A 25,368-nucleotide genomic window follows, 5' to 3' on the forward strand; every position below is an offset into this window, starting at 1 on the left:
TCCGGGGACCGGACATGATCTGACTGGTCCAAAAATTCGAAGTCCGCGCTCTTTACACGAAACACTCCCTCGACAAAACTGTGGCGGGGCCTAATTCAGGTCATCCTTTCCTTGTCGCGAGGCAGTCATGACGGCCGTCACACCGAAATTCGGGATGGGCGCTTTCGTTCGGCGCGCCGACAATTTCTCGTTCTACCGTTTCGAGAGCCGCAACGTGCCCTCGACCGCGGGCAGAGACGCATTGCCAAAGTGACATCAGGAGCGGGGGCGCAACCAGAGACGACGGGCGGCCACGGTACGCTGAGAGGCATCGTGCTGAAGATCGTCTCCGTTGCGGTTTTTGTCGGCATGCAAACCTGTATCAAGGCGGCAGGCGATGTGCCTGCCGGGCAGATCGTCTTCTTCCGTTCCTTCTTCGCCATCTTCCCGATCATTGTCTTCCTGACGTTGAAGGGACATCTGGCCACGGCGTTCGTCACGAAACGCCCCTTCAACCACGTCGCGCGTGGCGTCGTCGGCGTCGGTGCCATGGGGCTCGGCTTTTTCGCGCTCACCAGGCTGCCTCTTCCCGAGGCGATCACCCTGAACTATGCCCAGCCGCTGTTGGTCGTGGTGTTCTCCTCGGTCTTCCTCGGCGAGACGATCCGCGTCTATCGCTGGAGCGCTGTCGCCATCGGCCTCATTGGCGTGCTCGTCATTTCCTGGCCGGAACTGACGCTGCTCAATTCGGATGAAGGTCTCGACGACCAGGAGGTCCTGGGCGTCATGGCCGCGCTGGCGGCCGCGGCAATCTCGGCTGTCGCCATGCTGCTCGTGCGCAATCTGGTGCAGACGGAGAAGACGGCGACCATCGTGCTGTGGTTCTCGTCGACGGCAAGCGTGCTCTCATTGCTGACGCTGCCCTTCGGCTGGCAGTCGCTGACGTCGATACAAGCCACGTTGCTCATCCTCGCCGGCTTTTGTGGCGGCCTCGGCCAGATTTTGATGACCGCGGCCTATCGTCATGCCGAAGCCTCGGTCGTGGCGCCTTTCGAATACACCTCGATGATCCTCGGCGTCGTCGTCGGCTATTTCGTTTTCGGCGACGTGACCTCACCCGGCACGCTGGTCGGTGGCATGATCGTGGTCGCCGCCGGCATCTTCATCATCTGGCGCGAACGGCAGCTGGGTCTGGAACGAACGCGCACCCGCAAGGCTGCGCTGCCGCAAGGGTGATCAGGACCGTTCCGACCGCTCGTTTGCCAAGCGTACCAGCACCACCCGTGTCTGCTCATCGGCCGGGAAAAAGGATTCGATCGCCAGTTCCGAAAGGGTGACATCCAGTGGCGTGCCAAACACGGTAATGGTGCTGATGAAGGAAAGCACCGTATCCCCATGGGCAAGCCGCAGCGGATGCACGATCGCATTCGGCTCGACCGGCTTCGGCCGGCTGCTCTGCAGGCCAGAGGGATAACCGCGAAGCTCTTGCTCCAATGCCACCAGCACCGGGTCACCGGCGGCATCGTTCTGATGTTTCAGCCGTTCGAGCAGGTGGGTGCGCCATTCCTGAAGGTTCACGATGCGCGGCGCGACACCACCTGGGTGCAGGCTGAGCCGCAGCACATTGACGGGTGGCTGGAGCAGCGAGTGTTCGGAAACATCGGCCAGGAATGGCCCGATCGCCGTGTTCGCCGCAACCAGGTTCCAGTGCCGGTCCACCGCCAATGCCGGAAACGGCTCATGCCCCTTGAGCACCATCTCGACCGCCGCCATTGCCGGTGCCAGCGTCGTATCGGTGAGCGGCCGTTCGCTGAAGCTCGGCGCGAAGCCCGCGGCCAGCAGCAATTGATTGCGCTGCCGCAGCGGGATCGCAAGCTGCTCGGCCAGATGCAGCACCATGTCGCGCGAGGGCGCGGCACGCCCGCTTTCGACAAAGGAGAGATGCCGTTGCGAAATCTCCGCTTCCATGGCGAGATCGAGCTGGCTCATGTGGCGGCGCGTGCGCCATTCGCGGATCAGGCTACCGGCGGAGGTTTGGGGCGTTGTCATGCAGGACGACTAGGCTGACGCTGAATGCATTTCAATTACCCGCGAGGTCATCGCTAGCTCACTTCCCGCAGCTTCGCCTTCACTTCGAGAAAATCCCGCCATGCCAGCTTCTTGTGCGCGGGCGTGCGCAAGAGATAGGCCGGGTGCAATGTCGGCATGGCCGGGATGGCAACCCCGGAACCCGTTGTGTGGACACGCCAGTTGCCGCGCAGCCGCAGGATTCCTTCCGAGGTGTTGAGCAAGGTCTTGGCCGACGGGCCGCCGAGATTGATCAGCACCTTGGGATTGACCAGTTCGATCTGGCGCTCGATGAAAGGCCGGCAGATCTCGGTCTCGTGCGGCGTCGGCGTGCGGTTGCCGGGTGGGCGCCAGGGAATGACATTGGCGATGTAGACCGAGCTGCGGTCGAGGCCGATCGCGGCCAGCATCCGGTCGAGCAGGCGGCCCGAGCGGCCGACGAAGGGCAGTCCTTCAATGTCCTCGTCACGGCCGGGGGCTTCACCGACCAGCATGACAGCGGCTTGCGGGTTGCCGTCGGCGAAAACGAGGTTCTTGGCGGTGGCCTTGAGATTGCAGCCCTCGAAAGCGGCCATGTGCTGGCGTAATTCGTCCAGCGACATTGCCGCGTTTGCCAGCTGGCGCGCCAGTGCCGCCTGCGCTTCGTCGGGCACGGCCGAGGTGGGCGGGCGCGGGGCCGGAGCATCTGGCACGGCGCGCCCATCGAGGCGGGGCGGAGCCGTGCGCGGCTCCGGTGCGCTGCTTTCGCGTGGCGCCGTCGGCATGCGCTCCGCCGGCTTCGGCACGGCCTCAGCGAACCGATTGACCGGCACATCCTCCAAAGCCTCGTCTACACCCGCGCTAGCGTAGAAGGCGAGCAGATCGGCCAAATCGACCGGATTGTTGGGAGAGGCGGCAGTCATGGCCGCACCATCGTCCGGGCCGGATCAATTTGCAACCTCGGCGAAGTCGGTGGCGGCAGCCAATCCCGCTTGCCAAGGCGAGGTCGCGGTCTAGCCAGTGGGTATGCGTGGATCCTGCACCAAATAGAAGGTCCATCGCGGCGTGTAGTCGGTCATCAGGAATTCGAAGCTGGCGGTCTTCAGCGGGTCCACCTTGCCGTTTTTGAACAGCAACCGGTCATAGGGCTCGAAATCGCGGTCGAAATCGGCGAAATTGCTCGACCAGATATTGTCGGGCGTCTTGTTGCGCTGGTCGAACGAAAGCCCGTCTCCGAACACGCTTGGCTGGTCCAGTATTTCCTGAAGCTCGAACTGGAACTCGATCCAAGCCTGGCCGCTGTTGTTGAGGACGTCAATGCGCATATACATGATGCCGTTGGCGAACTCGCCTGCTCTGCCGAATGCCTGGATCGGCTTTGTGGTGCGGATGGTCAGCGTCACGGGTGTCGCCGAATTCAGCTCTTCGGTGATGACCAGCGGATCGTCCTTGGTTCCGATGCCGGAGGCTCCGGTGATGCGGAAACCGCCAAGCTCGTCGGAGAACGAGTACGCGCCTGTCGCCCAGACCTTCACTTCATCCGCGACGGCATGATCCGGGCTCAACGCCAGAAGGGCCAAAATAAGCGCCCGGCAGGCCCGGCCGGGCGTTGATGGAAAGCGCGTCGAAGAGAAGCCGCCTGGCCCGGGAATGCGCATGGCGGGAAGTATGGCCGATAAGCAAGCCGTCGAACAATAAAAAACGCAAGCCTGGCGGGTCGCGCCGCGCGGAAATGGCTTCTCTGCCGCGCAAAGCGCGACTTTTTGGCCAATTCGGCATTGTCACGTATGCGCCGGTTTCCTGTCGCCAATTGATGCGCTATGCAGCGCAGGAGCCAGCAAGATACGCCAACGGCGGCAAGCCAGTGCGGAGGGGTTGATGAGCGATATCGAACGCGAGAGCATGGAATTCGACGTGGTCATCGTCGGCGCCGGACCGGCCGGCCTCGCCGCGGCCATCCGCCTCAAGCAGGTCAATCCCGAGCTCTCCGTCGTCGTGCTGGAAAAGGGCGGCGAAGTCGGCGCCCACATCCTGTCGGGTGCCGTCGTCGATCCGATCGGCATCGACCGGTTGCTGCCTGGCTGGCGCGAGGAGGATGGTCATCCCTTCAAGACGCCGGTCACGGCGGACCATTTCCTGGTGCTCGGCCCCGCCGGTTCGTTCCGCCTGCCCAAGATCTTCATGCCGCCGCTGATGAACAACCACGGCAACTATATCGTCTCGCTCGGCAATGTCTGCCGCTGGCTGGCTGGCAAGGCCGAGGCGCTCGGCGTCGAGATCTACCCGGGCTTTGCCGCGGCCGGCCTGCTCTACAATGAAGAAGGCGCCGTCACCGGCGTCGTCACCGGAGACATGGGCGTCGAGAAGGACGGCACGCATGGTCCGGGCTTCGCGCCGGGCATGGCGCTGATGGGCAAATATGTGCTGATCGGCGAAGGCGCGCGCGGTTCGCTGGCCAAGCAGTTGATCGCTAGATATAAACTCTCCGATGGCCGCGAGCCCGGCAAATACGGCATCGGCCTCAAGGAACTCTGGCAGGTCAACCCGGAGAACCATCGGCCGGGTCTGGTGCAGCATTCCTTCGGCTGGCCGCTGGACATGAAGACTGGCGGCGGTTCGTTCCTCTATCATCTGGAGGACAACCAGGTGGCGGTCGGCTTCGTCCTCCACCTCAATTACAAGAATCCCTATCTGTCGCCTTTCGAGGAATTCCAGCGCTTCAAGACCCATCCGGCGATCGCGGGCACGTTCGAGGGCGCCAAGCGCCTGGGCTACGGCGCGCGCGCCATAACCGAGGGCGGCTGGCAGTCGGTGCCGAAATTGTCGTTCCCGGGCGGTGCGCTGATGGGGTGCGCGGCGGGCTTCGTCAACGTGCCGCGCATCAAGGGCTCGCACAATGCGGTGCTGTCGGGGATGCTGGCGGCCGAGCATGTCGCCAAGGCGATCGGCGCCGGCCGTGCCAATGACGAGCTTTCAGCCTATGAGGATGCCTGGCGGGCGACCGACATCGGCAAGGACCTGAAGAAGGTGCGCAACGTCAAGCCGCTCTGGTCGCGGTTCGGCACCATCATCGGCGTCAGCCTGGGCGGCCTCGACATGTGGCTGAACACGCTGTTCGGCGTCTCGCCCTTCGGCACGCTAAAGCACGGCAAGGCCGACTACGCGACGCTCGAGCCTGCCGCCCAGCACAAGAAGATCGTCTATCCAAAGCCGGATGGCGTGCTGACCTTCGACCGCCTCTCCTCGGTGTTCCTGTCCAACACCAATCACGAGGAAAACGAGCCGGTCCATTTGCTGGTCGGCGACATGGACCTGCAGAAACGCTCGGAACATGATGTCTTTGCCGGACCTTCCACACGCTATTGCCCGGCCGGCGTCTACGAATGGGTCGACAAGGACGGCAACGCCGCCGCCGATCCGCGGGCGAAGGACGTGCGCTTCGTCATCAACGCGCAGAACTGCGTCCACTGCAAGACCTGTGACATCAAGGACCCGAACCAGAACATCAACTGGGTGCCCCCGCAAGGCGGTGAAGGCCCGGTCTACCAGGGTATGTGACCCCTGCGCGCCGGGCCGTCCAGGGCGTGGCAGCAAAATTGCAGCGGAGTTCTGGCTGCAAGAGCATGCAGCACAGCAGAACCGTTGAAACTATCACCGGCTTATGGTTCCCTTCTCCGGGGACAAGGAGAAGGCCGATGCGCCGCACAGTTCTGACATGCCTCATCGTCATCGGGACACTGTGCGCGCCGGAGGCCCTGGCCGGCACCAGGGCAATCGTCCAGACGCGGACCTACGACATCACGGGAAACTCGGGTACGGCCTTCATCGACGCGATGGACAGCAAGGGGCCCAAGCATGGCTTCATGACGCATGCCATCGCCACAACCGCCTATACGGTCGACTGGGATCTCGGCGGAGGCCAGGACAACGGCGTCTGCCGGCTGCGGCGGGTCAACGGCACGCTCAATCTGTTCTACACCTTCCCTCGCGTAGGGTCGCCCATGGCGCCGACGTTGAAGAGGCGTTGGAACAGATTTTCCGCGGGTGTTCGCGCCCATGAGGAAACACATGGGCGCATCGCCAGGGAGATGATGCGCGTGACAGAAAGGTCGATAACTGGCCTGCGGGTCGCCAACGACCCATCATGCAACAAGGCGCGCCGCGAGGCTCGGCTTCGCATCAAGACCGTTTATGCAGAATATGAGGCGAGACAAAACGCCTTCGATCGGCGCGAGCATAGCGATGGCGGCCATGTCGAACATTTGATCGCTGCCTTGATCGGGAAACCTTGAACGAGTGATCCGTTCGCCATCTCAACGCTTCGCCGCGGCGCGGGTGCTCCATTCGTTGACGCGTCAGCTGTGCGGCTCAGCAGGCAAATCGTGCGCCGCGAGCGCAGTGGCGTGCCCATCGTCAGGCTGCTTCTCATCGGACCGGACCGAAAATTCGACCAGCACCGGCAGGTGGTCGGAGCCGGTATCTTCCAGCCGCGTCGAAGACAGGATCGTCACGCCGCCTTTGCTGAACACCTGGTCGATCGGCAGGCCTGCATAGCGGCGCAGGAAGTCCGGCAGTGTCCGGTGGATCCAGGTCGGGCCGGCGGAAGGCATGAGTGTCAGACCGCCGAGAGCCGCGACCCGCCGCACCGCGGCACTCCACGGCACGGCGTTGCAATCGCCCGCCATGATCGCGGTCTCGGCGAGCGCGGCGAGTGGCTGCGCCAGTTCGCCGATCTGCCAGTATTGCTCCTTCGGCCAGGGCCAGCTCAAATGGATCGCGGCGACATCGACATCGGTGCCGCCGAAGTCGACCGTGGCGATAGCCATCGCGCCGCGCGGCTCGCAGCGCGGCGCGGCGTCGGCGGCAAAGGGCCGGCGCGACAGCAGCGCCACGCCGAACATGCCGTTTGGGTAGGGGCAGAGGATTCGGTAGGGGTAGGCGGTGGCGATGTAGCCAAGCTCGGTCGTCCACATCTGCGACACCTCGTCGAGCGTGATCACGTCCGCATTGGTGCGGCCGATCAGTGAGAGCACTTTCTTCGGTGTTGGGTTGTTGAAGCGAAGATTCATCTGCAGCAGGCTGTAAACGATCTGGCCGGTCGGCTTGGCGGCCGCCTGTTGTCGCCACCCTTTGGGCAGCGCACCCGTCGTTGTGGCCAGGCAGGAAATGGCAAAAAGCAGCCCAGCCGCCGCTTGCAGCCGAAACGGGCTGGCGAGCAGCGGCAGCGCCAGAAGTGCCATCAGCACGCTGAGATGAATACGGAAATGCGAGAAGGAATCGAACGCCGGGTGCAGCGCGCCGAGAAATCCGGCCAACAAAGCGGCGGACAATGCCGTCATCGCCAGGAATGCCAGCCCAGCCGTCATATTCAAGCGCGCGCCTGTTGTCATTGAGGTCGTGTCTGCGAGGTCGTATCCGCTGAAGTCGCCTGTCGGTCCGTTCGATCTGATATCGGCCAAATTGCGGCCTGAGCAAGACGACGAATTGCCTCGCCGAGGCGTCGCGGTGGCCTACTGGAATGCAGTTTCCGAAAAGCTCCGGAGCTTGCGCGAATGCAGCCGCTCCATCGGCATCTCCGCCAGCTTCTCCATCGCCCTGATACCGATAGTCAGGTGCTGCGCCACCTGCCGCTTGTAGAACTCGGTCGCCATCCCAGGCAACTTCAACTCGCCATGCAGCGGCTTGTCGGAAACGCATAGCAGCGTGCCGTAAGGGACGCGGAAGCGGAAGCCATTGGCGGCGATAGTCGCCGATTCCATGTCGAGCGCAATGGCGCGCGACTGCGACAGGCGCTGCACCGGTCCGCGCTGGTCGCGCAGTTCCCAGTTGCGGTTGTCGATGGTGGCGACGGTGCCGGTACGCATGATGCGCTTCAAATCATAGCCCGACAGGCCGGTGACCTCGGCGACGGCTTCCTGCAGCGCGACTTGGATCTCGGCCAGCGGCGGGATCGGCACCCAGACCGGGAGATCGTCGTCCAGTACATGGTCCTCGCGCACATAGGCATGCGCCAGCACATAATCACCCAGCGCCTGGGTGTTGCGCAGCCCGGCGCAGTGACCAAGCATCACCCAGGCATGTGGCCGAAGCACTGCGATATGGTCGGTGATGGTCTTGGCGTTGGAAGGACCCACGCCGATGTTGACCATGGTGATGCCGCCATGGTTCGGCTTCTTCATATGATAGGCCGGCATCTGCGGCAGGCGCTGTGGCGCTACGCCTTCGCTAGGCGCGCTCTGTCCGGCCCGGGTAATAACGTTGCCAGGTTCGACAAATTCCGTGTAGCCGTCACCACCCTTTTCCATCAGGTCGCGGGCGCGGGCGACGAACTCGTCGATATAGAACTGATAGTTGGTGAACAGCACGAAGTTTTGGAAATGCTGCGGGCTGGTTGCGGTGTAGTGCGTCATGCGGTGCAGTGAATAATCGATGCGCTGCGCCGTGAAAGGCGCCAGTGGCCGGGGCTCGCCGAAGGCCACTTCGAACGTGCCATTGGCGATCTGATCGTCGGTGCCGTCGAGATCCGGCACATCGAACAGGTCGCGGATCGGCCGCTTGATGCGTTCGGCGGCGGCGCCGTCGACATAGGTGCCTTCCAGAAAAGCGAAATGCAGCGGGATCGGCGTGGTCGATTCCGAGACGGTTACCGACACGCCATGATTGCGCATGATCAGCCGAAGCTGCTCGATGAGGTAGGTCTCGAACAGGTCCGGCTGGGTAACCGTGGTGGCGAAATGCCCTGGTGTTGGCATGTGGCCATAGGCCTGGCGCGAGTCGACCTGGGTGAACGAACTCGTGGTGACGCCGATCTCGGGGTAGAAGGCCCGGTAGCGCTTGCTGCTGTCGCCGCCGGCGGCTAGGGCCGCGAAGGAATCGCGCAGAAACTTGGTATTGCGTTCGTAGAGCACCTGCAGCGCGGCAACGGCCTTCTCGGCGTTATCGAAGCTTTGCCGGCCAAAAGGCTCGGGCATGACGACAGATTCGATGGCCTGGGGATAGATTCGCTTTTCCATGGCTCAATATAGAGACTTGGACGGGCGGTTGGGAGGGGGCTCGCCGCCGAAGGCGCTCAAAGCGCCCTTTTTTCTTCAACCCCGCTGCAGGCTGACCAGCAGTACGAACCCGACGCCGGACTTTCTGAGCGCCGGCGCCTCGATCGTCGAGCCGCTATCGGCGCGCATCATCGGCACCGCCAGGACCGGGGCGGCCAGCAGTATCAGGATGAGCGCCGCCCGCGGCAGGAGCCGGAGGGTCTTGGAGAGGTTGGCGGCGATGCGGTTCATGATCTCTGTGCTTTTCTTTTCGAGGTCCGGGTTCTCTGTTTCAGTGACGAAAATCGGTCGGGCAGGCGAGGTGGCACATTCTGTTGGCTTCGTCCCAGGAGCGCGGGGAACGGCCCGCTTCGGCGACGAGGATGGCGAAGAACATTCCAAACAGGCTCGTCAGCAGGCAGACAATGGTGAAGCGGCGAGCAAGCATTGGGTCCGTGTCTCCTTCAACACGTATGAGAATGCCCTGACGCCTCTGAACCGGCTCTGATGCCGGCGTTCATCTGCCGTTCAAATTGATTGAAGAGATGTTGACTGGGTTGCGGGCAACCAGAATGCCGACCGAGCGCTGCCTGCTCGTCGACAACACGAAAACGGGGCCCGCCGGGCCCCGTTGGAGTTCACAAGGAAATGGTCGCTTAGAGCTTGTGCCAGGTCTGGCTCTTGCAGATCAATCCGCCGAGCACGCAACCGCTCATCTTGAGCGACGCGCCCGACAAGGTTGCCTTGCCCGAATAGGTCTTGTCATTTGCCGGATCGGTGATGTTGCCGGTGTATTTGTTGTCCCCGGCCGCCTTGAGCGAGCCAATGGTCTTGCCGGCATATTTGCCTGACTTGAGCGTGATGGAGAACGAGCTGCTGCCGGAAATGGCAGCGGTGTCGCCGGCTTGCGTTTTCCAGTTGCCCTCGATTGGATCGGCGCACGCCCCTCCGCTCAGGATCAAAGCGGCCGCCAGTGCCAGGCTCACTTTTCGAAACATGTCTTACTCCCTTTGGATAGCCAGCCGGATGCTCCGCCTCGCCGGTCTGCCGCTTACGCAAACGTAAGCTAATCCAGCTTCCGTCAAAACGAAAGCGGTGCCGCGACGGAAGGCTTTGGCATTTCGAAAGCGCCTGAATTCGCCCTGTTGGCCCGGAAATGAAAACGACCGGCGCCTCGTGTTTGTTTTCTAGGGTTAGCAGAGTGTTGACCGCGCGCTCGAAAATTTTCCTCAAATTTGGCGAAAAACAGCTGAATTGCTGGCTTCGTATCCTTAACGAATTTACGCGTTTACCTCTTGTTTTAGCTTTGTTTTCCTCAAATTAAGCACGCCATTTAACGACGGATTCAAGCCTGAGCGGCATTCTCGAAAGCATCGAAAGAGCGGCCCGGACAAGACGAACGGAGGCAGCTCTCGGGAGCCAGACAGGGGACTAAAAATGGCACGTTTTGAAATGCTTGAAGCAGGCTTCGGCGCCATGGGGGCAACTGCCCAGGCCGACATTCTCTTCGAACTGGGCATGATGTATGCGACCGGCCGCGATTGCGAAACCGACGTCGTTGCCGCCCACAAATGGTTCAACATCGCCGCCATCAAGGGTTCGGCCCGCGCCGCCGAACTGCGCTCGGAACTCTCGGCGGCCATGTCGAAGGTCGAGATCGCCAAGGCGCTGCGCGAAGCCCGCGAATGGATGACCATGCACTGAGTTCCGCCAGACGGGGACGCTCCGGCCAAGACCGCAGAAGACGGTCGGGCCAACAGGGACAAGGCTGCGCAGACAGCCAGGCCACGGCCATCGACAACGAGAACGCGGCACGCCGACAGGTCCAAGCCGCGCAACGAACCATGATCCCGAACACTCCGGTTTCGCAACGATCATGGTCAACAGGAAGACAGGGAAGGTGGGTTGGGTTCACAGCGCGGGGGCGCTGGGGAAACAGCCTGACAGGCAAAAAAGCCATGACCAGCCGAAACAAGGCTGGGGTGGCTTTTTTGCGCGGATGAGGCCGCGCAGGCCCAATCGAGTGGCGCCAATGCGCCTAGACAGGTCCGATGAAGGATGAAATTGTCCCGCCTCTCTGGAAGAAGCGCGGCCGGGGCGGCCGCGCGCGAGTGGAGGAGTTCTATTATCATGAAAAATATGAGTGTTTTGAGCGCGGCCATTTTCGGCCTGATGATGAGCGCGCCGATCGCGTTCGCCGACGACATCACCATCTCGGTGGTCGGCCCGATGACGGGACAGCTCGCCACCATCGGCGATCAGTTCAAGCAGGGCGCACAGGCCGCCGCCGCCGCCATCAACGCGGCTGGCGGCGTCAACGGTTCCCAGATCAAGCTCGACATCGAGGACGACCAATGCGATCCCAAGCAGGCGGTGTCGGTCGCCAATCGCATCGTCGCCAACAGCGTCAAGTTCATCGACGGGCATGCCTGCTCGGGTTCGAGCATTCCGGCCTCGGCGGTCTATGCCGAGGCCGGCGCGCTGATGATGAGCCCGGCTTCCTCGAACCCGGTGCTGACCGATGCGGCCGCCAAGTCCGGCTGGTCCACGATTATGCGTCTCTATACGCGTGACGACGCACAGGGCGCCTTCATCGGCCCGTGGATCGCCAAGAAATACGCCGGCAAGAACGTCGTCATCCTGCACGACAAGAGCGCTTACGGTCAGGGCGTGGCTGATGCCGTCAAGGCAACCATGAATACCGGTGGCCTCAAGGAGGTCTATTATGACGCCATCAACCCGGGCGAGAAGGACTATTCGGCGCTTGTCACCAAGCTGAAGGATCTCAAGGCCGACGTCGTCTATTTCGGCGGCTACCACCCTGAGGCGGGTCTGATCCTGCGCCAGTCGGCCGAACAGAATTTCAAGTTCCAGCTGATCATGCCGGATTCCATCGCCTCGCCGGAGTTCTGGCAGGTTGCCGGCCCGGCCGGCGAGGGCACGATGTTCGTGTTCCCGTCGGATCCGCAGGCAAAGCCGGAAGCCAAGGCAGCCGTCGAGAAGATCAAGGCCGGCGGCTTCGTGCCGGAAGGCTTCACGCTGTTCTCCTATGCGGTGGTCCAGGCATTCGCCGAAGGCATCAAGCGTGCCGGCAGCGACGATCCGGCCAAGGTTGCCGAGGCGCTGAAGAATGGCACGGCGATCAGCACGGTTGTCGGCGACGTCACCTTCGACGAGAAGGGCGACCTCAAGAATGCCAGCTACGACATCAACCAGTGGCATGACGGCAAGTACGCGCCGATCGCGCAGTAATCGCCCTGGCAGTCGAGTAAACGGAATGGCCGGGTTCGTCCCGGCCATTTCCTTTTGCGATACGCGGTGCGTTCCTTCTATCCGCCGGCAGCCGCGGTGGATGCGCTCTGGTCCTCGACGAACCGCACCAGCACCGTGCCGTCGGTGACCTGCGCTCCTTCACCGGCGATCTCGGCGATCACCCCATCATGCGGGGCGGCGATGATGTGCTCCATCTTCATCGCCTCGAGGATCAGCAGAGGTTGCCCTTTGATCACAGCGTCGCCTTTCGCCACGCGCACAAGCTTGACCAGACCTGGCATCGGCGCGCGCAGGCTGCCGGTGGCGGCAGCCGCTTCATCGCTCCTGGCCAAGGGATCCGGCACCGCGAAAGTATAGCCGACGGCGCCTTCGAACACCGTGATATGGCCAGGCCAGCGGGCGAGGCGGGGAACGGCGCGAAGATCATGCGAATTGGTGCTGTCATAAGGCGCATCGAGCGCCACCTGGAAGCGCCCGTCCGATCGCACTGAAATCCTCGCCTGAATGGCTTCGTCACCGAACTTCAGCCGCATGCGCCGCGCCACGCCGTGGAAATGCGCATAGCCGGCGAGTGACGACCATGGGTCGTTCGACGACGGCAACGCTCCGGCACCCGAGGCCGCCATGGCGGCAGCCGAGATGATTTCGCCGGTCGGCGGCGCGACCGCCGTCAACGCCTCCCGGTGTCTGCCGATCAGGCCGGTATCGATGTCTTCAGCAACAAAATCCGGATCGGCGGCAAGAGCGGCAAGAAAAGCGGTGTTGGCGGTGGAGCCGGCAATCTCGGTTTGTGCGAGCGCGGTGCGGAGCGCTTCCAGCCCCGCCAGTCTGTCTCCGGCATGAACGACCAGCTTCGCGATCATCGGGTCGTAATAGGGCGAGATGGCATCGCCAGCCCGCACGCCGGTCTCGATGCGCATCGCGGCGCCTTCGGGGGCAACGTCCGGAAATTTAAGGTGGTGCAGCGTGCCTGTCGCCGGTAGAAACCCCTTGGCCGCATCCTCGGCATAGATGCGCGCCTCGAAAGCATGGCCGGAAAGCGTGATCTCGCTCTGTGTCTTCGGCAGTTTCTCGCCGCAGGCGACCCGTAACTGCCACTCGACGAGATCGGTGCCGGTGACCATCTCGGTGACCGGATGCTCGACCTGCAGCCGGGTGTTCATTTCCATGAACCAGAAGCGGTCGGCCTCGAGGCCTTGCGAGGCGTCGACGATGAACTCGATGGTGCCGGCGCCGGAATAGTTGATTGACTTGGCGGCTTTTACCGCCGCCTCGGTCATTGCCTTGCGCAAAGCCGGCGTCATACCGGGGGCGGGGGCCTCCTCGATTACCTTCTGGTGGCGGCGTTGCGCCGAACAGTCGCGCTCGTAGAGATGCACCGCATTGCCGAAATTGTCGCCGAACACCTGCACCTCGATATGCCGCGGCTTGTCGACATATTTCTCGACCAGCACGCGGTCGTCGCCGAAAGCGGCCTTTGCTTCGCGCCGGGCGCTGGAGAGTGCCTCGGAAAAGTCATCGGGGTGCTCGACGCGGCGCATGCCCTTGCCGCCGCCGCCAGCGCGCGCCTTGATCAGGACGGGATAGCCGATCTCGCGGGCCTTTGACGCAAGCAGCACGATTTCCTGCGCCTCGCCATGATAGCCGGGAACGACCGGAACGCCGGCTTTTTCCATCAGCCGCTTGGCGGCGTCCTTCAACCCCATGGCGCGGATCGAGGCCGCCGACGGGCCGATGAAAACGAGGCCGGCCGCCACCACCTGGTCGACGAAATCGGGGTTTTCCGACAGGAAGCCGTAACCGGGATGGATAGCCTGGGCACCCGTGGCCAGGGCCGCGGCGACAATCCTGTCACCACGCAGATAGCTCTCGCCGACAGGCGAAGGACCGATATGGACCGCCTCGTCGGCCATCTCGACATGCAGGGATCTCGCGTCGGCATCCGAATAGACGGCGACAGTGTGCACGCCGAGCTTGCGAGCCGTGCGGATGACGCGGCAAGCGATCTCGCCCCGATTGGCGATCAGGATTTTCGTGAACATGGAGCCTCCCGGGTCAGTATCGGGCGGCGCCGTTTTGGCAGGCACCGGCCTATTTCGAAGCGGCGATCTCGCAGGCGCCGCCGGTGGTTACCTTGTAGTGCGTGCGCGTGGCCAGACAGGATTTCATAGCCAGTTCTTCCGCTGCCTTCTGTGACGGCGCGTTCAGATGCCCGCCGCAGATTATGTATGATGACATGATCCGGGCATAGGGCGTGGTGGCGTAGGCCGAATGGCCGCCGGCCGCCACATACGCCTTGTAGGCCTTGGTACATGGATCTTTCGAGTTTCGTGGCAAATAGGGCGGGAAACGTTTGTCTCCCTCGCTTCCCGTCAGCGATCCGGCCACGCCCAAACCGTACGAGGCGGCTAGCAGCAATGCCGAAAGTGTTAAAGTAGACACATTCCGTGAATATTTCTGTTTCATTCTCACCCCATCCCAACTGCAAAGTGCAGGAGGAGCGATAGCGAATATTCTCCGGCGCCGCCAGAGCCGCGGGATGAGCTCGCGATTTCGTGAGCGAACGAAGGGCCGGGTCTATAAAATTCAATATTCACCCAATATCGCAAGATGCCGTCGGTATAGTTTTGCCATGGCTTCGTCGAAGCAGCAGAGCACAACGATTTCGGGAAGCATGTTGTGCTTGATGAAGTCATTGACCTCATAAACGGCGACTTTGGCCGCGTCATCTTTCGGATAGCGGTATACACCGGTCGAGATGGCTGGGAACGCAACCGAGCGGCAATCATTGGCGACGGCTAGTTCAAGCGAACGCCGGTAACAGGACGCCAGCAGCTCGGCTTCGCCCTTGCCACCGCCCTGCCAGACGGGCCCGACAGTATGGATGACATGTCGAGCCGGCAGCTTGTAACCCTTGGTTATCTTGGCATCGCCGACTTTGCAGCCATTCAGCATCCGGCATTCGAATTCAAGCTCGCGGCCTGCCGCGCGATGAATGGCGCCGTCGACGCCGCCGCCACCAAGAAGCGAAGTGTTCGCGGCATTGACGATGGCGTCTACGTCGAGCTTCGTGATGTCCCCGGTGTGGACTTGGATCCTGTCTTGGGCCTTGCTCATCTCACATCCTGAACACGCCGAAGCGTGTCTCCTCGATCTCGGCGTTGAGCGCGGCGGACAGGCTGAGCGCCAGCACCTCGCGTGTCCTGGCCGGATCGATGATGCCGTCATCCCAGAGCCTTGCCGAGGAATAGAGCGGATGGCCTTCATGCTCGTACTTCATCAGGATCGGCTTCTTGAATTTCGCCTCCTCCTCGGCGCTCCATTCCCCGCCCTTGCGCTCGATGCCTTCCCGCTTGACCATGGCCAGCACCGTCGCCGCCTGCTCGCCGCCCATCACCGAGATGCGCGCGTTCGGCCACATCCACAGGAAGCGCGGTGAGTAGGCGCGGCCGCACATGCCGTAATTGCCGGCGCCGAACGAACCGCCGATGATGACGGTCACCTTTGGCACCTTGGCGGTCGCCACTGCCATCACCAGCTTGGCGCCGTCCTTGGCGATGCCGCCCGCCTCGTATCTCCGGCCGACCATGAAGCCGGTGATGTTCTGCAGGAAAACCAGCGGAATCTTGCGCTGACAGCACAATTCGATGAAGTGCGCGCCCTTCAGCGCGCTTTCGGAAAACAGCACTCCATTGTTGGCTATGACGCCGACCGGCATGCCATGGAGGTGGGCGAAACCGGTGATCAGAGTGGCGCCGTAGTTCTGCTTGAACTCATCGAATTCGGAGCCGTCGACGATGCGCGCGATCACCTCGCGCACGTCATAGGGCTGGCGCAAGTCGGTCGGAACAATGCCGTAGAGTTCGTCCGCTGGATGAAGCGGCGGAATCGGTTTCTGCAAATTGAGGCTTACAGCCTTGTTCCGATTCAGGTTCCTGACGATGCGCCGGCAAATGGCGAGCGCATGCTCGTCGTCCAGCGCGTAGTGATCGGCGACGCCGGAAAACCTGGTGTGTACATCCGCGCCGCCCAATTCCTCGGCGCTGACGTCTTCGCCGGTGGCCGCCTTCACCAGCGGCGGTCCGCCGAGGAAGATGGTCGCCTGGTTGCGCACCATGATCGTCTCGTCCGACATCGCCGGCACATAGGCGCCGCCAGCGGTGCAGGAGCCCATGACGCAGGCGATCTGCGGAACGCCGGCAGCCGACATGTTGGCCTGGTTGTAGAAGATGCGGCCGAAATGCTCGCGATCGGGAAAAACCTCGTCCTGGTTGGGCAGATTGGCGCCGCCGCTGTCGACCAGATAGACGCATGGCAAATTGTTCTGCAGCGCGATCTCCTGCGCGCGCAAATGCTTCTTCACCGTCAGCGGATAGTAGGTGCCGCCCTTCACCGTGGCGTCGTTGACAACGACGATCACCTCGGTGCCCTCGACGCGGCCGATGCCGGCGATCAGGCCGGCCGACGCAATCTCCTCGCCATACATGGACCAGGCCGCGAACTGGCCGATCTCGAGGAAGGGCGAGCCGGTGTCCAGCAATTGCGCCAGGCGTTCGCGCGGCAGCAGCTTGCCACGCGAAACATGGCGCTCGCGCGCCTCTTCCGAACCGCCGCGCTCGACAGTCGTGGCCTTTTCGGCGATGTCGGCGACCAGAGCCCGCATGCGTTCGGCATTGGCGCGGAAGGTATCGGAGGAGGGCGAGATCTGGGTTTGGAGGACGGCCATGCTACACCCCCTCCGCCATGATCTCGCGCCCGATCAGCCAGCGACGGATCTCGCTGGTGCCGGCGCCGATCTCGTAGAGCTTTGCGTCGCGCAAAAGCCGGCCGGTCGGATAGTCGTTAATATAGCCGTTGCCGCCAAGCAGCTGGATGGCGTCGAGTGCCATCTGCGTCGCTTTCTCGGCGGCGAACAGCACGCAGCCGGCTGCATCCTTGCGGCTGGTCTGGCCGCGGTCGCAGGCGGCGGCGACGGCGTATACGTAGGCACGCGCGGCGTTCATCGCCGTATACATATCGGCAAGCTTGCCTTGCACCAGCTGGAATTCCCCGATCGGCTGGCCGAACTGCTTGCGCTCGTGAACATAGGGGATCGCTACGTCGAGGCAGGCCGCCATCAGACCGATCGGGCCGCCGGCAAGCACGGTGCGCTCATAGTCGAGGCCGGACATCAGCACCTCGACGCCGCGTCCTTCCTCGTGCAGCACATTGTCGAACGGCACCTCGACGTCCGAAAAGACCAGTTCGCCGGTGTTGGACCCCCGCATGCCGAGCTTGTCGAGTTTCTGCGCCACCGAAAACCCCGGCATCACCTTTTCGACGATGAAGGCGGTGATGCCGCGCGATTTCCGGTCCGGGTCGGTTTTGGCGTAGACGACCAGCGTTTCCGCATCCGGGCCGTTGGTGATCCACATCTTGGTGCCGTTGAGCACGTAGCGGTCATTGCGCTTTTCGGCGCTCAACTTGAGTGACACCACGTCGGAGCCGGCGCCGGGTTCCGACATGGCCAGCGCGCCGACGTGCTCGCCTGAACATAGCGGCGGCAGGTATTTTTCCTTCTGTGCCGGCGTTGCCCAGCGGTTGATCTGGTTGACGCAGAGATTCGAGTGGGCGCCGTAGGAAAGGCCGACCGATGCCGAGGCACGCGAAATCTCCTCGACGGCGATCACGTGGGCGAGATAGCCCATGCCGCTGCCGCCGAAATCGGGATCGGCGGTTATGCCGAGCAGGCCAAGAGCGCCGAGTTCTCCCCATAGATGCGCCGGGAATTCGTTCTCGCGATCGATGTCGGCGGCTATCGGCGCGATTCTGTCCTGGGCGAAGCGCCGCACAAGGTCGCGCAGCGCCTCGATGTCCTCGTCATGCCCGAAGCTGAGCGTGTTCGTGTACATGTCGTTCCTCCTGCCGCATGCCTCTCGAAAGCCGACTTCGATTTTCGGAAAGGATCCCGCGCGAAATCAAAATGCTACAGCATCCTTTGCACATCCGAAGGGACGCGCGACGCTGTAGTATCGGTAGCCATCTTCGCGCCGACCAGGCGCATTGTCATCGAAAGGTATGTCTGCGTGACCTCGGCGATCGACAATCGCTCGCCCGGCCGGAACCAGACGATGACGCCGGTCATCATCTGGATCAGAGCCATGGCCGTCAGGCCGGTGTCCTCGATGCTGAAAATACCCGCCTCGGCGCCATCGCGCAGGATCGAACGAAGTTCCTTTTCGTAGGCCGTGCGCATGCGCAGGATCTGTGTCAGCCTGTCGGGCGACAGGCTGCGCAATTCCATGTTCGACACATGCGTGGCATGGCGGCGCTCGATATGAAAGGCGATGTGGTTGCGCACATAGGCGGCAAGCAGCCGCGCCGGATCCGCGCCAGCCGGCCTGGAGTGCTCCCAGGCTTCGCGAAGCCCTTGCATATGTTCGCGCATCAGCGTGAACAGCAGGCCTTCCTTGGTCGGGAAGTAGCGGTAGAGCGCGGCGGCCTGCACGCCGACCTCGGCGGCCAGCTGGCGCATCGACATTGCTTCATAGCCGTAACGCGCAATCAGGGTGACCGCCGCTTCGCGGATAGCCGCCTCGGTTCGGCCGCCGTCTGATCCCGTGGTGCGTGCCATTGTCACCTCACTGGCAACGTAATAAAACGAACGTTCAATTAATTCAAGTGGCGGAAATCGGTCTATGCTATGATTCTGAAGTCTCCAGGGGTGGTCCAGGTCTCCAATTCGTCCACATCGATCCACGAGACAGATGCGCACGGCGGGCCTTGCCGCAGCCGTTCAATCATGGCCGCAATCGCCGCGTCGCCGCCGGTGAGCCATGCCGTCACCGAGCCGTCTCTTTCGTTGCGCACCCAGCCCAATAGCCCGAGCCTTGTCGCTTCACCGCGTGCCCACGCCCTGTAGCCGACCCCTTGGACCGTGCCGAATATGTGCGCCTGCACTGCCCTTTTCCGGTCATTCATGGCTCGCTCCGTTGCATTGAGTCTGGCGCGGCATCGAACGAAGGCAACGGCTTGACAGAGTGACCGCGATGAAATCGACCGGCTTCTGTCTATTTTTGGTCGAGGCGCGGGTGCTGTTCAAGCTCGGCCGTCGCTCCTGCCATGGCGCCAATCGCCCGGGACCTCCAGGTGGAAGCCGCCTATGTTGCGAGAATCATCCGCACATTTTCTGCCGCCGGCCTGACCGAGATGTGCACCGGTCCCGCGCCACTCCGGCCGCGCGTTCTTTCGCTCACCGCGCGCGGCCAGGCCGCGCTTGCGCCACTTGATCCGGCCACGGATCGTGATCTCGCCCGCCTGACCGCAGGCTTGAATGACAGGGAAGCCGCGGAATTTTCGGATGGTGCTGGCGCGTGCCGCGCATCTGCTCGGCGCCGTGACGGCTCCCGAGCGCCGCGGAGTGCCCTAGTTTCCGCGCGCCGCTGCCAAGGCGCCAGGCAATTCCTCGGCGAAGATGTCCAGTTCGTGGACGAGACCGACACTGACCCGGATGCAGCGGTCGAGCCGTGGCGCCATCGGCTTGCGGATGAAGACGTCGCGCGACAACAGCCCCTGCAGCACTTTCAGGGCGAAAGCACCGTCATGGCCGCAGTCGATGGTGACGAAATTGGTCGCCGAGGCCAGCGGCTTCAATCCGTTCTGTTCGGCGATATCAGCAATGCGCCGACGTCCGGCGGCGACCCGGGCCACCACCGTCTTGAGATAGGCTTGGTCGGCGAGCGCCTCGACGCCGGCGATCTGCGCCATGCGGCTGACACCATAGTGGTTGCGGATCTTCTCGAAGTCGCTGATCACTTGCGTCTCCGCGACGGCATAGCCGCAGCGTATGCCGGCAAGTCCATAGGCCTTCGAAAAGGTTCGCATGCGGATGACGTTCGGCCGCGAGATGTCGATCGGCGGCAGGGCCGAGGCTGGTCCCAATTCGCCATAAGCCTCGTCGAGCACCAGCATGGAGGTTTCCGGCAAGGCTTCGATGAAGCGGATGACCTCGTCGGCTTCCCACCAACTGCCCATCGGATTGTCCGGGTTGGACAGATAGACCAGCGGCGCCTTCTCCCTGACGACTGCCGCGAGCAGACTGTCCAGGCTTTCCCTGTCATTCTCGTAAGGGACGGTCACCAGCCGGCCGCCGACACCGGCAATGTGGAAGTTGAAGGTTGGATAGGCGCCGAGCGAGGTGATCACCGCATCGCCGGGCGCCACGTACATGCGCGCCACCAGGCTGAGCAGACCGTCAATGCCTTCGCCGACCACGACGTTCTCGACAGCCACATTGTGATGCTCGGCGACCGCGACCTTCAGATCGTAATTGTCCGGGTCGCAATACATCCACTGGTCGCGCGCGACACTCTCCATGCGGGCGATGACGCGCGGCGAAGGACCAAAACTGCTCTCATTGGCGCCGATGCGGGCACGGAAAGCGCGCCGGCGCTCACGCTCCTGCGCTTCGGGACCGACAAACGGCACGGTCGACGGAAGCGCGGCGATGAGTGGTGAGAGGGCAGGGCGTTGAGGCATGTCCGGAAGCTCGCTTGGAAGGGGGCTTCTTGCTAACGTGCGCCACCGGTCGGTGCAAGCTGCGCGATAGAGCATCGCTATAAATACAAAAAGCCCGGCGGTTGCCCGCCGGGTTTCGATTTCAACAAGCCGAAATGTCTTAGACGAGCACTGGAAGCGGAGAATGCCGCCGATATTGCTCTTCTTCTCGGCGCCGTCCCAGGCCCGCGTCAGATCATCGCTAACGACGTTCTGATAGTCGACCTCGGCCGTGACCGTAAAGCCGGGAACAACGTCATGAGCCGGTGGCGTTCAACCACGATGGTACCGGCGAAAGGGCTGTCAGGCTGCCATCCCCCAGCGTTGTTGCGCAAATGACACCAATTTGGCCTCACTCAGAAAGCTCTCGTTAACCATCGGACCCGCCGCAACCGGCTTTCCAACCGAATCCGACGAACCGGCCTGCGGAATCAAGAGAAGGTCGCCAGTCAGTCGCCAGCGATTTGCCGCATAACCGCCGCATAGGGGACGCCTCTGGGCCGGCGCGCTGTTATTTTTCCATATAATGGCGCAGGCTTGTTGATTGTGCCGGCGCTTTTCTTTATCCAGCGGCGCAACGGAGAGGTGGCCGAGTGGTCGAAGGCGCTCCCCTGCTAAGGGAGTAGAGGTCAAAAGCTTCTCGTGGGTTCGAATCCCATCCTCTCCGCCACCCTACGCCCTGCGGAGTTCTGCAGACCGAGCCTCGCTAACCGGCCCCCAGATCATCTGTCCGGAATAAAAAAGAAAACGGCTCGTCTGGCTGCTTTTCGTCGGCCTTCGCTCACGATTCTGACTGGAGGTCAGAAGATGAACATCAAGAGCCTTCTTCTCGGCTCCGCTGCGGCCCTGATCGCGGTTTCCGGTGCGCACCCGACGCAACGCGACCATCAATCGAAAGATGGCCGCTCTCAGCAAACTGCTGCGCAAGGCTTACAAGATGGGAGATATTCCACAGCCTGCCCGAGTTTCGCCGCCAGAAGGTGCCGACGACCAGGTCGTGCCGCACATCCTGGGCCACACCTGCGCTTCGCGTCTTGTCCAGGGCGGCATCGACATCCGCAGCGTGCAGATGTGGCTTGGCCACCAGCCCTTGTCGATGACCATGCGCTACGCGCATTCGGCCACCAATGATCTCGATGGCTGCGTTGTCGTGCTGGAGAAGCCTTGCGGCGAGCAAGCGGCCGGCAGCGCGGAAAGCTCGCTGTTTTCGTCGCCGGTGACGACGCCGTCGGCGAAGCGGAAGCAGACGGATGAGGGCGCTTCGGCGAAGGCGCAGCCAAAAGCGACCCGCAAAAGCTCTAAGGCCAAGTAGTTCCGACAGTTTGCCTTTGCTGCCGTAACAGCCCCGGGATCTGATCTGGTCTTGGGGCTTATTACCTCTCGGCGCGATCGAGAAAAGCAGCAACGGTGCTGGGCAGGCTGCCGGTCTCGAGGAAAGGCGCGTGGCCTTGGCCCTCGACCGTGATGGCTTCGAGGTTGGGGTGGCGCTTCTTCATTTCTTCAAGCGTCTCGACGGACAAAAGTCTGGAGTTGGCGCCGCGTATGACAAAGCATAGGCATGGCGGCCAGCGCCTCGAACTGCCTCCACAGATCCGGCAGTTTCTTGCTGAGGTCGAGGTCGGCCAGCGTTTCAACCAGCCTCGGGTCGAAATCCGGCATCAATCCCTGATCCGTCTCGCGATAGAGCGCTGACGCCATCCGCTCCCAATCCGCCGAAGCGAGGGCGGGAAAGTCGCCGCCATGCGTGTCGCGCTGGGCGTTGACAGTCTCGGCACGACTCTTCGGTTTTGGCGCGGGATCGAGATAGGTGCGGATGTGGGCAAGGCCGGCGGGTTCGATCACTGGCCCAATGTCGTTGAGCACGATGGCTTTCAGCGCCGCCGGCTGCATCGCGCCAAGCACATGGATGATCAGCCCGCCGCGCGAGGTGCCGATGAAGTCCGCCTGTTGGATGCCGAGCGCCGTCAGCCCGGCAAGGATGTCCCCCGCCTCGACGCCGACATTATAGTGACTGACATCGGGATCGTAGGCCGACTGCCCGCGTCCGCGGTAGTCGAAGGCGATGACCTTGCGCGCTAGGGCGGATCGCGTTGAGAGATAGAGCGCCAGCCCGTGAAAATCCCGCGCATTACGTGTCAGGCCAGGCAAGCAGACGACCGGCCAATGAGCGGAATTCGCTTCGCCATAGACGCGCGCGTGAAGTCTCAGCCCATCTGGCGCGGCATAGAAGAAGTCGGAGAAACCTGGGTTGCTCGACACGGGACGGACTCCTTAGCCGAAGGATCGTCCACGTCTGCTATAGGCGGAGCGCGGGAGGGTCAAATGGGAAAGGCTCCTCCTTGTCGTCACGAGGAAGAGAAAGAGCCTCAGCTGCGCCCGTTCACGAGATCGCCGACGATGTCGTACTTGCCGGAGATACGCATCTTGTAGACCTCGTAGTTCTCCATTACGCGCTGCACGTAACTTCTTGTTTCCGTGTAGGGAATCCGTTCGATCCAGTCCACCACCGCATCGATGTCCTTGCCGCGCGGGTCACCATATTTCGCCACCCACTGGCCGGCCCGGCTCGGGCCGGCATTGTAGCCCGCGAAGGTCAATACGTACGAGCCGTTGAAGCGATCAAGCTGTTCGCCGAGGAAGGCCGAACCAAGCGTTGCATTATAGGCGGCGTCGGTTGTCAGCCTGTTCTGCGAAAACTGCAATCCAGCCTTCTTCGCCAATTGCCTGGCGGTTGCCGGCATCAGCTGCAGCAGCCCGCGCGCGCCGGCACTGGATATGGCGCCAATATTGAATTCGCTTTCCTGGCGGGCGATCGCGTAGGCCAGCGCCTTGCCGGAACCGGAAATATTGGCCGAATCAGGGATGACACCGAGCGGATGCGACAGCGCTCCGACGTCGATGCCCCGCGCCCCGGCGATCTTGCCGATCTTCAGCGCCATGAAATGGTTGTCCTGCTTTTCCGCCAGGACGGCGAGCAGTGCCAGTTCACCCGGGCTGGTCAACTGCCCGGCAAGGTCGCGGTAGAGCGTTTCGGCATAGCGGTCGTAGCCCGCCTCCTGCAGGCGCTTGATGGCGGAGACGGCTTCGCGGCCGGCAAAGCTCTGCCGGTCGGCGGCACTTGGCTGGGGATAGACGATGTTGAGTGCCTGCCGGCCGACACGTTCGGCGGCGAGCTGGCCGTAAAACGTGGTGCCGTAGGTCGCCGCACGTCCAAAATAGTCCTTGGCATAGCCGGGGCCCCCGACTTCCGCGGCGCGGCCGAGCCAGTAGTAGGCGCGCGACAGGGTCATCGGTCCCTGGGCAAGGTCGGCGATGCGCGTGAAATGCATCGCCGCGAGCTTGGGATCGTTCAGGCCGCGCAGCGCGTACCAGCCGGCATGGAACTCGGCTTCCGCGGCATTGGCCGCGCTTTCGGCGGCATGCGTGGCGACTATCTTGTATGCCGTCTTCATATCGCCCTGGTCGACCAGTTCGCGCGAGAGCACCCGGCGTTCGACCCACCAGGCATCCGGATCGACCAGGGAGTCACGGTCCGCCGGCGCCTTCATGACAACCGCCGCGGCGCCCGCAAAATCCTGCTGCTTGCGCAGATACTCGGCCTGCGCGAAGAAATAGCCGGCCGAATGCTGCGCGGCCCGCACGGCCTTCAGCAGTTTGGCGGCATTCTTGTCGCCCCTGTCGGCCGCCGCCCAGGCGTCGGCAAGCTGCTGGGCGCCGGCGAGCCCGGCGACACGCAAGGCGGAATTCACCCGGTCGGCATAGAACATGCGCTCCATGCGAAAACGGTGATCGGCGGCAGGAACAACGCTGCCGAACTCCTTGATCAGAGCCGTCTCGTCCTTGGCTTCCAGGATCGCGGTGCGCCAGAACGGCGACAGCACCGATCGCGCCGCCTTGGCGTTGCCGGACGACAGATAGGCGCGCGCGAGAACCATCACGCCTTCGAATGTCTGCGGCTGGCTGCCGTCGAATGCCTTGACGACGACGTCCGCCGCCGGGTTTTCGCGGTAGAGCGCGCGCTCGCTGTTCTTGCGCAAGGCAACGGTGCCAGGCCAGTTGGGCAGCATCTTCGCGGCCGCCGCGATGTCGCCGCTCGGAACCTTGTCTCCGCCGTAAAGCGCGATCGCCCACGCCAATATGTGCTGGTCGAGCGATTGTGCGGGCAGTGCATCACGCACACCGCGCGCGCCGGCAATATCGCCTGCCGCCAGCGCATCCAGCCCACTTTTCAACAGCGCGACGCTGGGTGAGGGGGCCTGTTGCGCCTTGTCCTGTACACCAGGCACCGGGATGGCCGAGGTGACCCGCACATCGACGCTGCCGCTGATCGCCACGCCGGGCATCAGCGCGGCCATGGCGCCAAGCAGCGCGAACAGATGAGGCCGACTGGTCGGCATGATGACGTGTCTTTCCTTAATCCAGCATCTTACCGGCGGGCGAAGAAGCCTTGAAGCCTAAACTTAGGTCGTGAAGGGCTCGTAAACAAAGGGTTATCGAGGCCGTT

General features: G+C 62.7%; 23 protein-coding genes, 1 tRNA gene and 2 pseudogenes. 8 read left to right on the forward strand and 18 right to left on the reverse strand.

The annotated features are described in order from the left end of the window. Positions 1 to 127 precede the first annotated feature (127 nt). Positions 128 to 253, forward strand: coding sequence for a hypothetical protein (locus AC3CB8_RS15490; protein WP_023784326.1), 126 nt, complete (start codon positions 128 to 130; stop codon positions 251 to 253). Further along, positions 250 to 1,215 carry a DMT family transporter gene (locus tag AC3CB8_RS15495; RefSeq protein ID WP_023794916.1) on the forward strand — a complete coding sequence of 322 codons (966 nt, stop codon included), beginning with the start codon at positions 250 to 252 and terminating at the stop codon, positions 1,213 to 1,215. The genes AC3CB8_RS15490 and AC3CB8_RS15495 overlap by 4 nt, the downstream gene beginning before the upstream one ends. On the opposite strand, the gene AC3CB8_RS15500 is transcribed toward AC3CB8_RS15495, so the two are convergent. The 3 genes from AC3CB8_RS15500 to AC3CB8_RS15510 form a co-directional block, all read right to left on the reverse strand. Continuing rightward, a complete protein-coding gene (locus AC3CB8_RS15500) occupies positions 1,216 to 2,028 on the reverse strand; it encodes a helix-turn-helix domain-containing protein (RefSeq protein WP_352565016.1) in 813 nt (270 codons plus the stop codon). A 53-nt stretch (positions 2,029 to 2,081) separates the two neighbouring features. Next, the gene (locus AC3CB8_RS15505; RefSeq protein ID WP_023784328.1) at positions 2,082 to 2,948 is read right to left on the reverse strand and encodes a uracil-DNA glycosylase; all 867 of its coding nucleotides are present in this window, start codon (positions 2,946 to 2,948) and stop codon (positions 2,082 to 2,084) included. Between the two features lie 90 nt (positions 2,949 to 3,038). Further along, positions 3,039 to 3,683, reverse strand: a complete 645-nt coding sequence (locus AC3CB8_RS15510; protein ID WP_023771602.1) for a hypothetical protein — start codon at positions 3,681 to 3,683, stop codon at positions 3,039 to 3,041. A gap of 220 nt (positions 3,684 to 3,903) precedes the next feature. Here AC3CB8_RS15510 and AC3CB8_RS15515 point away from each other — a divergent pair, with 220 nt between their 5' ends. Together AC3CB8_RS15515 and AC3CB8_RS15520 are read left to right on the forward strand one after the other, a co-directional pair. Continuing rightward, the gene (locus tag AC3CB8_RS15515; RefSeq protein ID WP_352565018.1) at positions 3,904 to 5,583 is read left to right on the forward strand and encodes an electron transfer flavoprotein-ubiquinone oxidoreductase; all 1,680 of its coding nucleotides are present in this window, start codon (positions 3,904 to 3,906) and stop codon (positions 5,581 to 5,583) included. 137 nt (positions 5,584 to 5,720) lie between these two features. Next, entirely contained in the window at positions 5,721 to 6,317 is a 597-nt protein-coding gene (locus AC3CB8_RS15520) for a DUF922 domain-containing Zn-dependent protease (RefSeq protein ID WP_023771603.1), read from the forward strand. Between the two features lie 63 nt (positions 6,318 to 6,380). Here AC3CB8_RS15520 and AC3CB8_RS15525 read toward each other — a convergent pair whose 3' ends face one another. From AC3CB8_RS15525 to AC3CB8_RS15545, 5 genes are all read right to left on the reverse strand, one after another. Further along, a complete protein-coding gene (locus AC3CB8_RS15525; protein WP_352565042.1) occupies positions 6,381 to 7,391 on the reverse strand; it encodes an endonuclease/exonuclease/phosphatase family protein in 1,011 nt (336 codons plus the stop codon). 144 nt (positions 7,392 to 7,535) lie between these two features. After that, positions 7,536 to 8,996, reverse strand: a complete 1,461-nt coding sequence (locus AC3CB8_RS15530; RefSeq protein WP_245273873.1) for an AMP nucleosidase — start codon at positions 8,994 to 8,996, stop codon at positions 7,536 to 7,538. Positions 8,997 to 9,113: 117 nt separating this feature from the next. Continuing rightward, complete coding sequence (locus AC3CB8_RS15535; RefSeq protein WP_015318605.1) at positions 9,114 to 9,308, reverse strand: hypothetical protein; 195 nt, start codon at positions 9,306 to 9,308, stop codon at positions 9,114 to 9,116. A 40-nt stretch (positions 9,309 to 9,348) separates the two neighbouring features. Beyond that, complete coding sequence (locus AC3CB8_RS15540) at positions 9,349 to 9,504, reverse strand: hypothetical protein (protein ID WP_023794910.1); 156 nt, start codon at positions 9,502 to 9,504, stop codon at positions 9,349 to 9,351. A gap of 208 nt (positions 9,505 to 9,712) precedes the next feature. Then, on the reverse strand, positions 9,713 to 10,054 hold the full coding sequence (locus AC3CB8_RS15545) for a DUF2147 domain-containing protein (RefSeq protein ID WP_352565021.1): 342 nt from the start codon (positions 10,052 to 10,054) through the stop codon (positions 9,713 to 9,715). Positions 10,055 to 10,493: 439 nt separating this feature from the next. On the opposite strand from AC3CB8_RS15545, the gene AC3CB8_RS15550 reads away from it, so the two are divergent. Together AC3CB8_RS15550 and AC3CB8_RS15555 are read left to right on the forward strand one after the other, a co-directional pair. After that, positions 10,494 to 10,760, forward strand: a complete 267-nt coding sequence (locus AC3CB8_RS15550) for an SEL1-like repeat protein (RefSeq protein ID WP_010915070.1) — start codon at positions 10,494 to 10,496, stop codon at positions 10,758 to 10,760. 426 nt (positions 10,761 to 11,186) lie between these two features. After that, on the forward strand, positions 11,187 to 12,308 hold the full coding sequence (locus AC3CB8_RS15555) for a branched-chain amino acid ABC transporter substrate-binding protein (protein ID WP_352565023.1): 1,122 nt from the start codon (positions 11,187 to 11,189) through the stop codon (positions 12,306 to 12,308). A gap of 77 nt (positions 12,309 to 12,385) precedes the next feature. On the opposite strand, the gene AC3CB8_RS15560 is transcribed toward AC3CB8_RS15555, so the two are convergent. The 8 genes from AC3CB8_RS15560 to AC3CB8_RS15595 all read right to left on the reverse strand — a co-directional run bounded on the left by AC3CB8_RS15560 (position 12,386) and on the right by AC3CB8_RS15595 (position 20,846). Further along, positions 12,386 to 14,371 (reverse strand): acetyl/propionyl/methylcrotonyl-CoA carboxylase subunit alpha, encoded by a 1,986-nt coding sequence (locus tag AC3CB8_RS15560; protein ID WP_023771609.1) that lies wholly within the window; start codon positions 14,369 to 14,371, stop codon positions 12,386 to 12,388. A 49-nt stretch (positions 14,372 to 14,420) separates the two neighbouring features. Beyond that, positions 14,421 to 14,795: a hypothetical protein gene (locus AC3CB8_RS15565; protein ID WP_023771610.1), complete on the reverse strand. Its 375-nt coding sequence runs from the start codon at positions 14,793 to 14,795 to the stop codon at positions 14,421 to 14,423. A 120-nt stretch (positions 14,796 to 14,915) separates the two neighbouring features. Then, on the reverse strand, positions 14,916 to 15,446 hold the full coding sequence (locus AC3CB8_RS15570) for an O-acetyl-ADP-ribose deacetylase (protein WP_023771611.1): 531 nt from the start codon (positions 15,444 to 15,446) through the stop codon (positions 14,916 to 14,918). Position 15,447: 1 nt separating this feature from the next. Next, positions 15,448 to 17,055 (reverse strand): carboxyl transferase domain-containing protein, encoded by a 1,608-nt coding sequence (locus tag AC3CB8_RS15575; RefSeq protein WP_352565026.1) that lies wholly within the window; start codon positions 17,053 to 17,055, stop codon positions 15,448 to 15,450. A gap of 1 nt (position 17,056) precedes the next feature. Then, positions 17,057 to 18,220: an isovaleryl-CoA dehydrogenase gene (locus AC3CB8_RS15580; RefSeq protein WP_352565028.1), complete on the reverse strand. Its 1,164-nt coding sequence runs from the start codon at positions 18,218 to 18,220 to the stop codon at positions 17,057 to 17,059. 74 nt (positions 18,221 to 18,294) lie between these two features. Further along, entirely contained in the window at positions 18,295 to 18,942 is a 648-nt protein-coding gene (locus AC3CB8_RS15585) for a TetR/AcrR family transcriptional regulator (RefSeq protein WP_352565030.1), read from the reverse strand. A gap of 62 nt (positions 18,943 to 19,004) precedes the next feature. Continuing rightward, on the reverse strand, positions 19,005 to 19,289 hold the full coding sequence (locus tag AC3CB8_RS15590; RefSeq protein ID WP_023771615.1) for an acylphosphatase: 285 nt from the start codon (positions 19,287 to 19,289) through the stop codon (positions 19,005 to 19,007). Positions 19,290 to 19,733: 444 nt separating this feature from the next. Continuing rightward, positions 19,734 to 20,846 (reverse strand): pyridoxal phosphate-dependent aminotransferase, encoded by a 1,113-nt coding sequence (locus AC3CB8_RS15595; protein WP_352565032.1) that lies wholly within the window; start codon positions 20,844 to 20,846, stop codon positions 19,734 to 19,736. Positions 20,847 to 21,443: 597 nt separating this feature from the next. On the opposite strand from AC3CB8_RS15595, the gene AC3CB8_RS15600 reads away from it, so the two are divergent. Together AC3CB8_RS15600 and AC3CB8_RS15605 are read left to right on the forward strand one after the other, a co-directional pair. Beyond that, positions 21,444 to 21,534 (forward strand) — tRNA-Ser (locus AC3CB8_RS15600). 312 nt (positions 21,535 to 21,846) lie between these two features. Further along, positions 21,847 to 22,176 (forward strand): annotated as a pseudogene (locus AC3CB8_RS15605) (tyrosine-type recombinase/integrase); the annotation flags it as partial. Positions 22,177 to 22,237: 61 nt separating this feature from the next. Here the strand turns inward: AC3CB8_RS15605 and AC3CB8_RS15610 are convergent. Both AC3CB8_RS15610 and AC3CB8_RS15615 read right to left on the reverse strand, forming a co-directional pair. Then, positions 22,238 to 23,123: pseudogene (locus AC3CB8_RS15610) on the reverse strand (alpha/beta fold hydrolase). 107 nt (positions 23,124 to 23,230) lie between these two features. Continuing rightward, positions 23,231 to 25,261, reverse strand: coding sequence for a lytic transglycosylase domain-containing protein (locus AC3CB8_RS15615; protein ID WP_488377322.1), 2,031 nt, complete (start codon positions 25,259 to 25,261; stop codon positions 23,231 to 23,233). Positions 25,262 to 25,368 lie beyond the last annotated feature (107 nt).

It is taken from the genome of Mesorhizobium sp. P160927 (genome assembly GCF_057766385.1).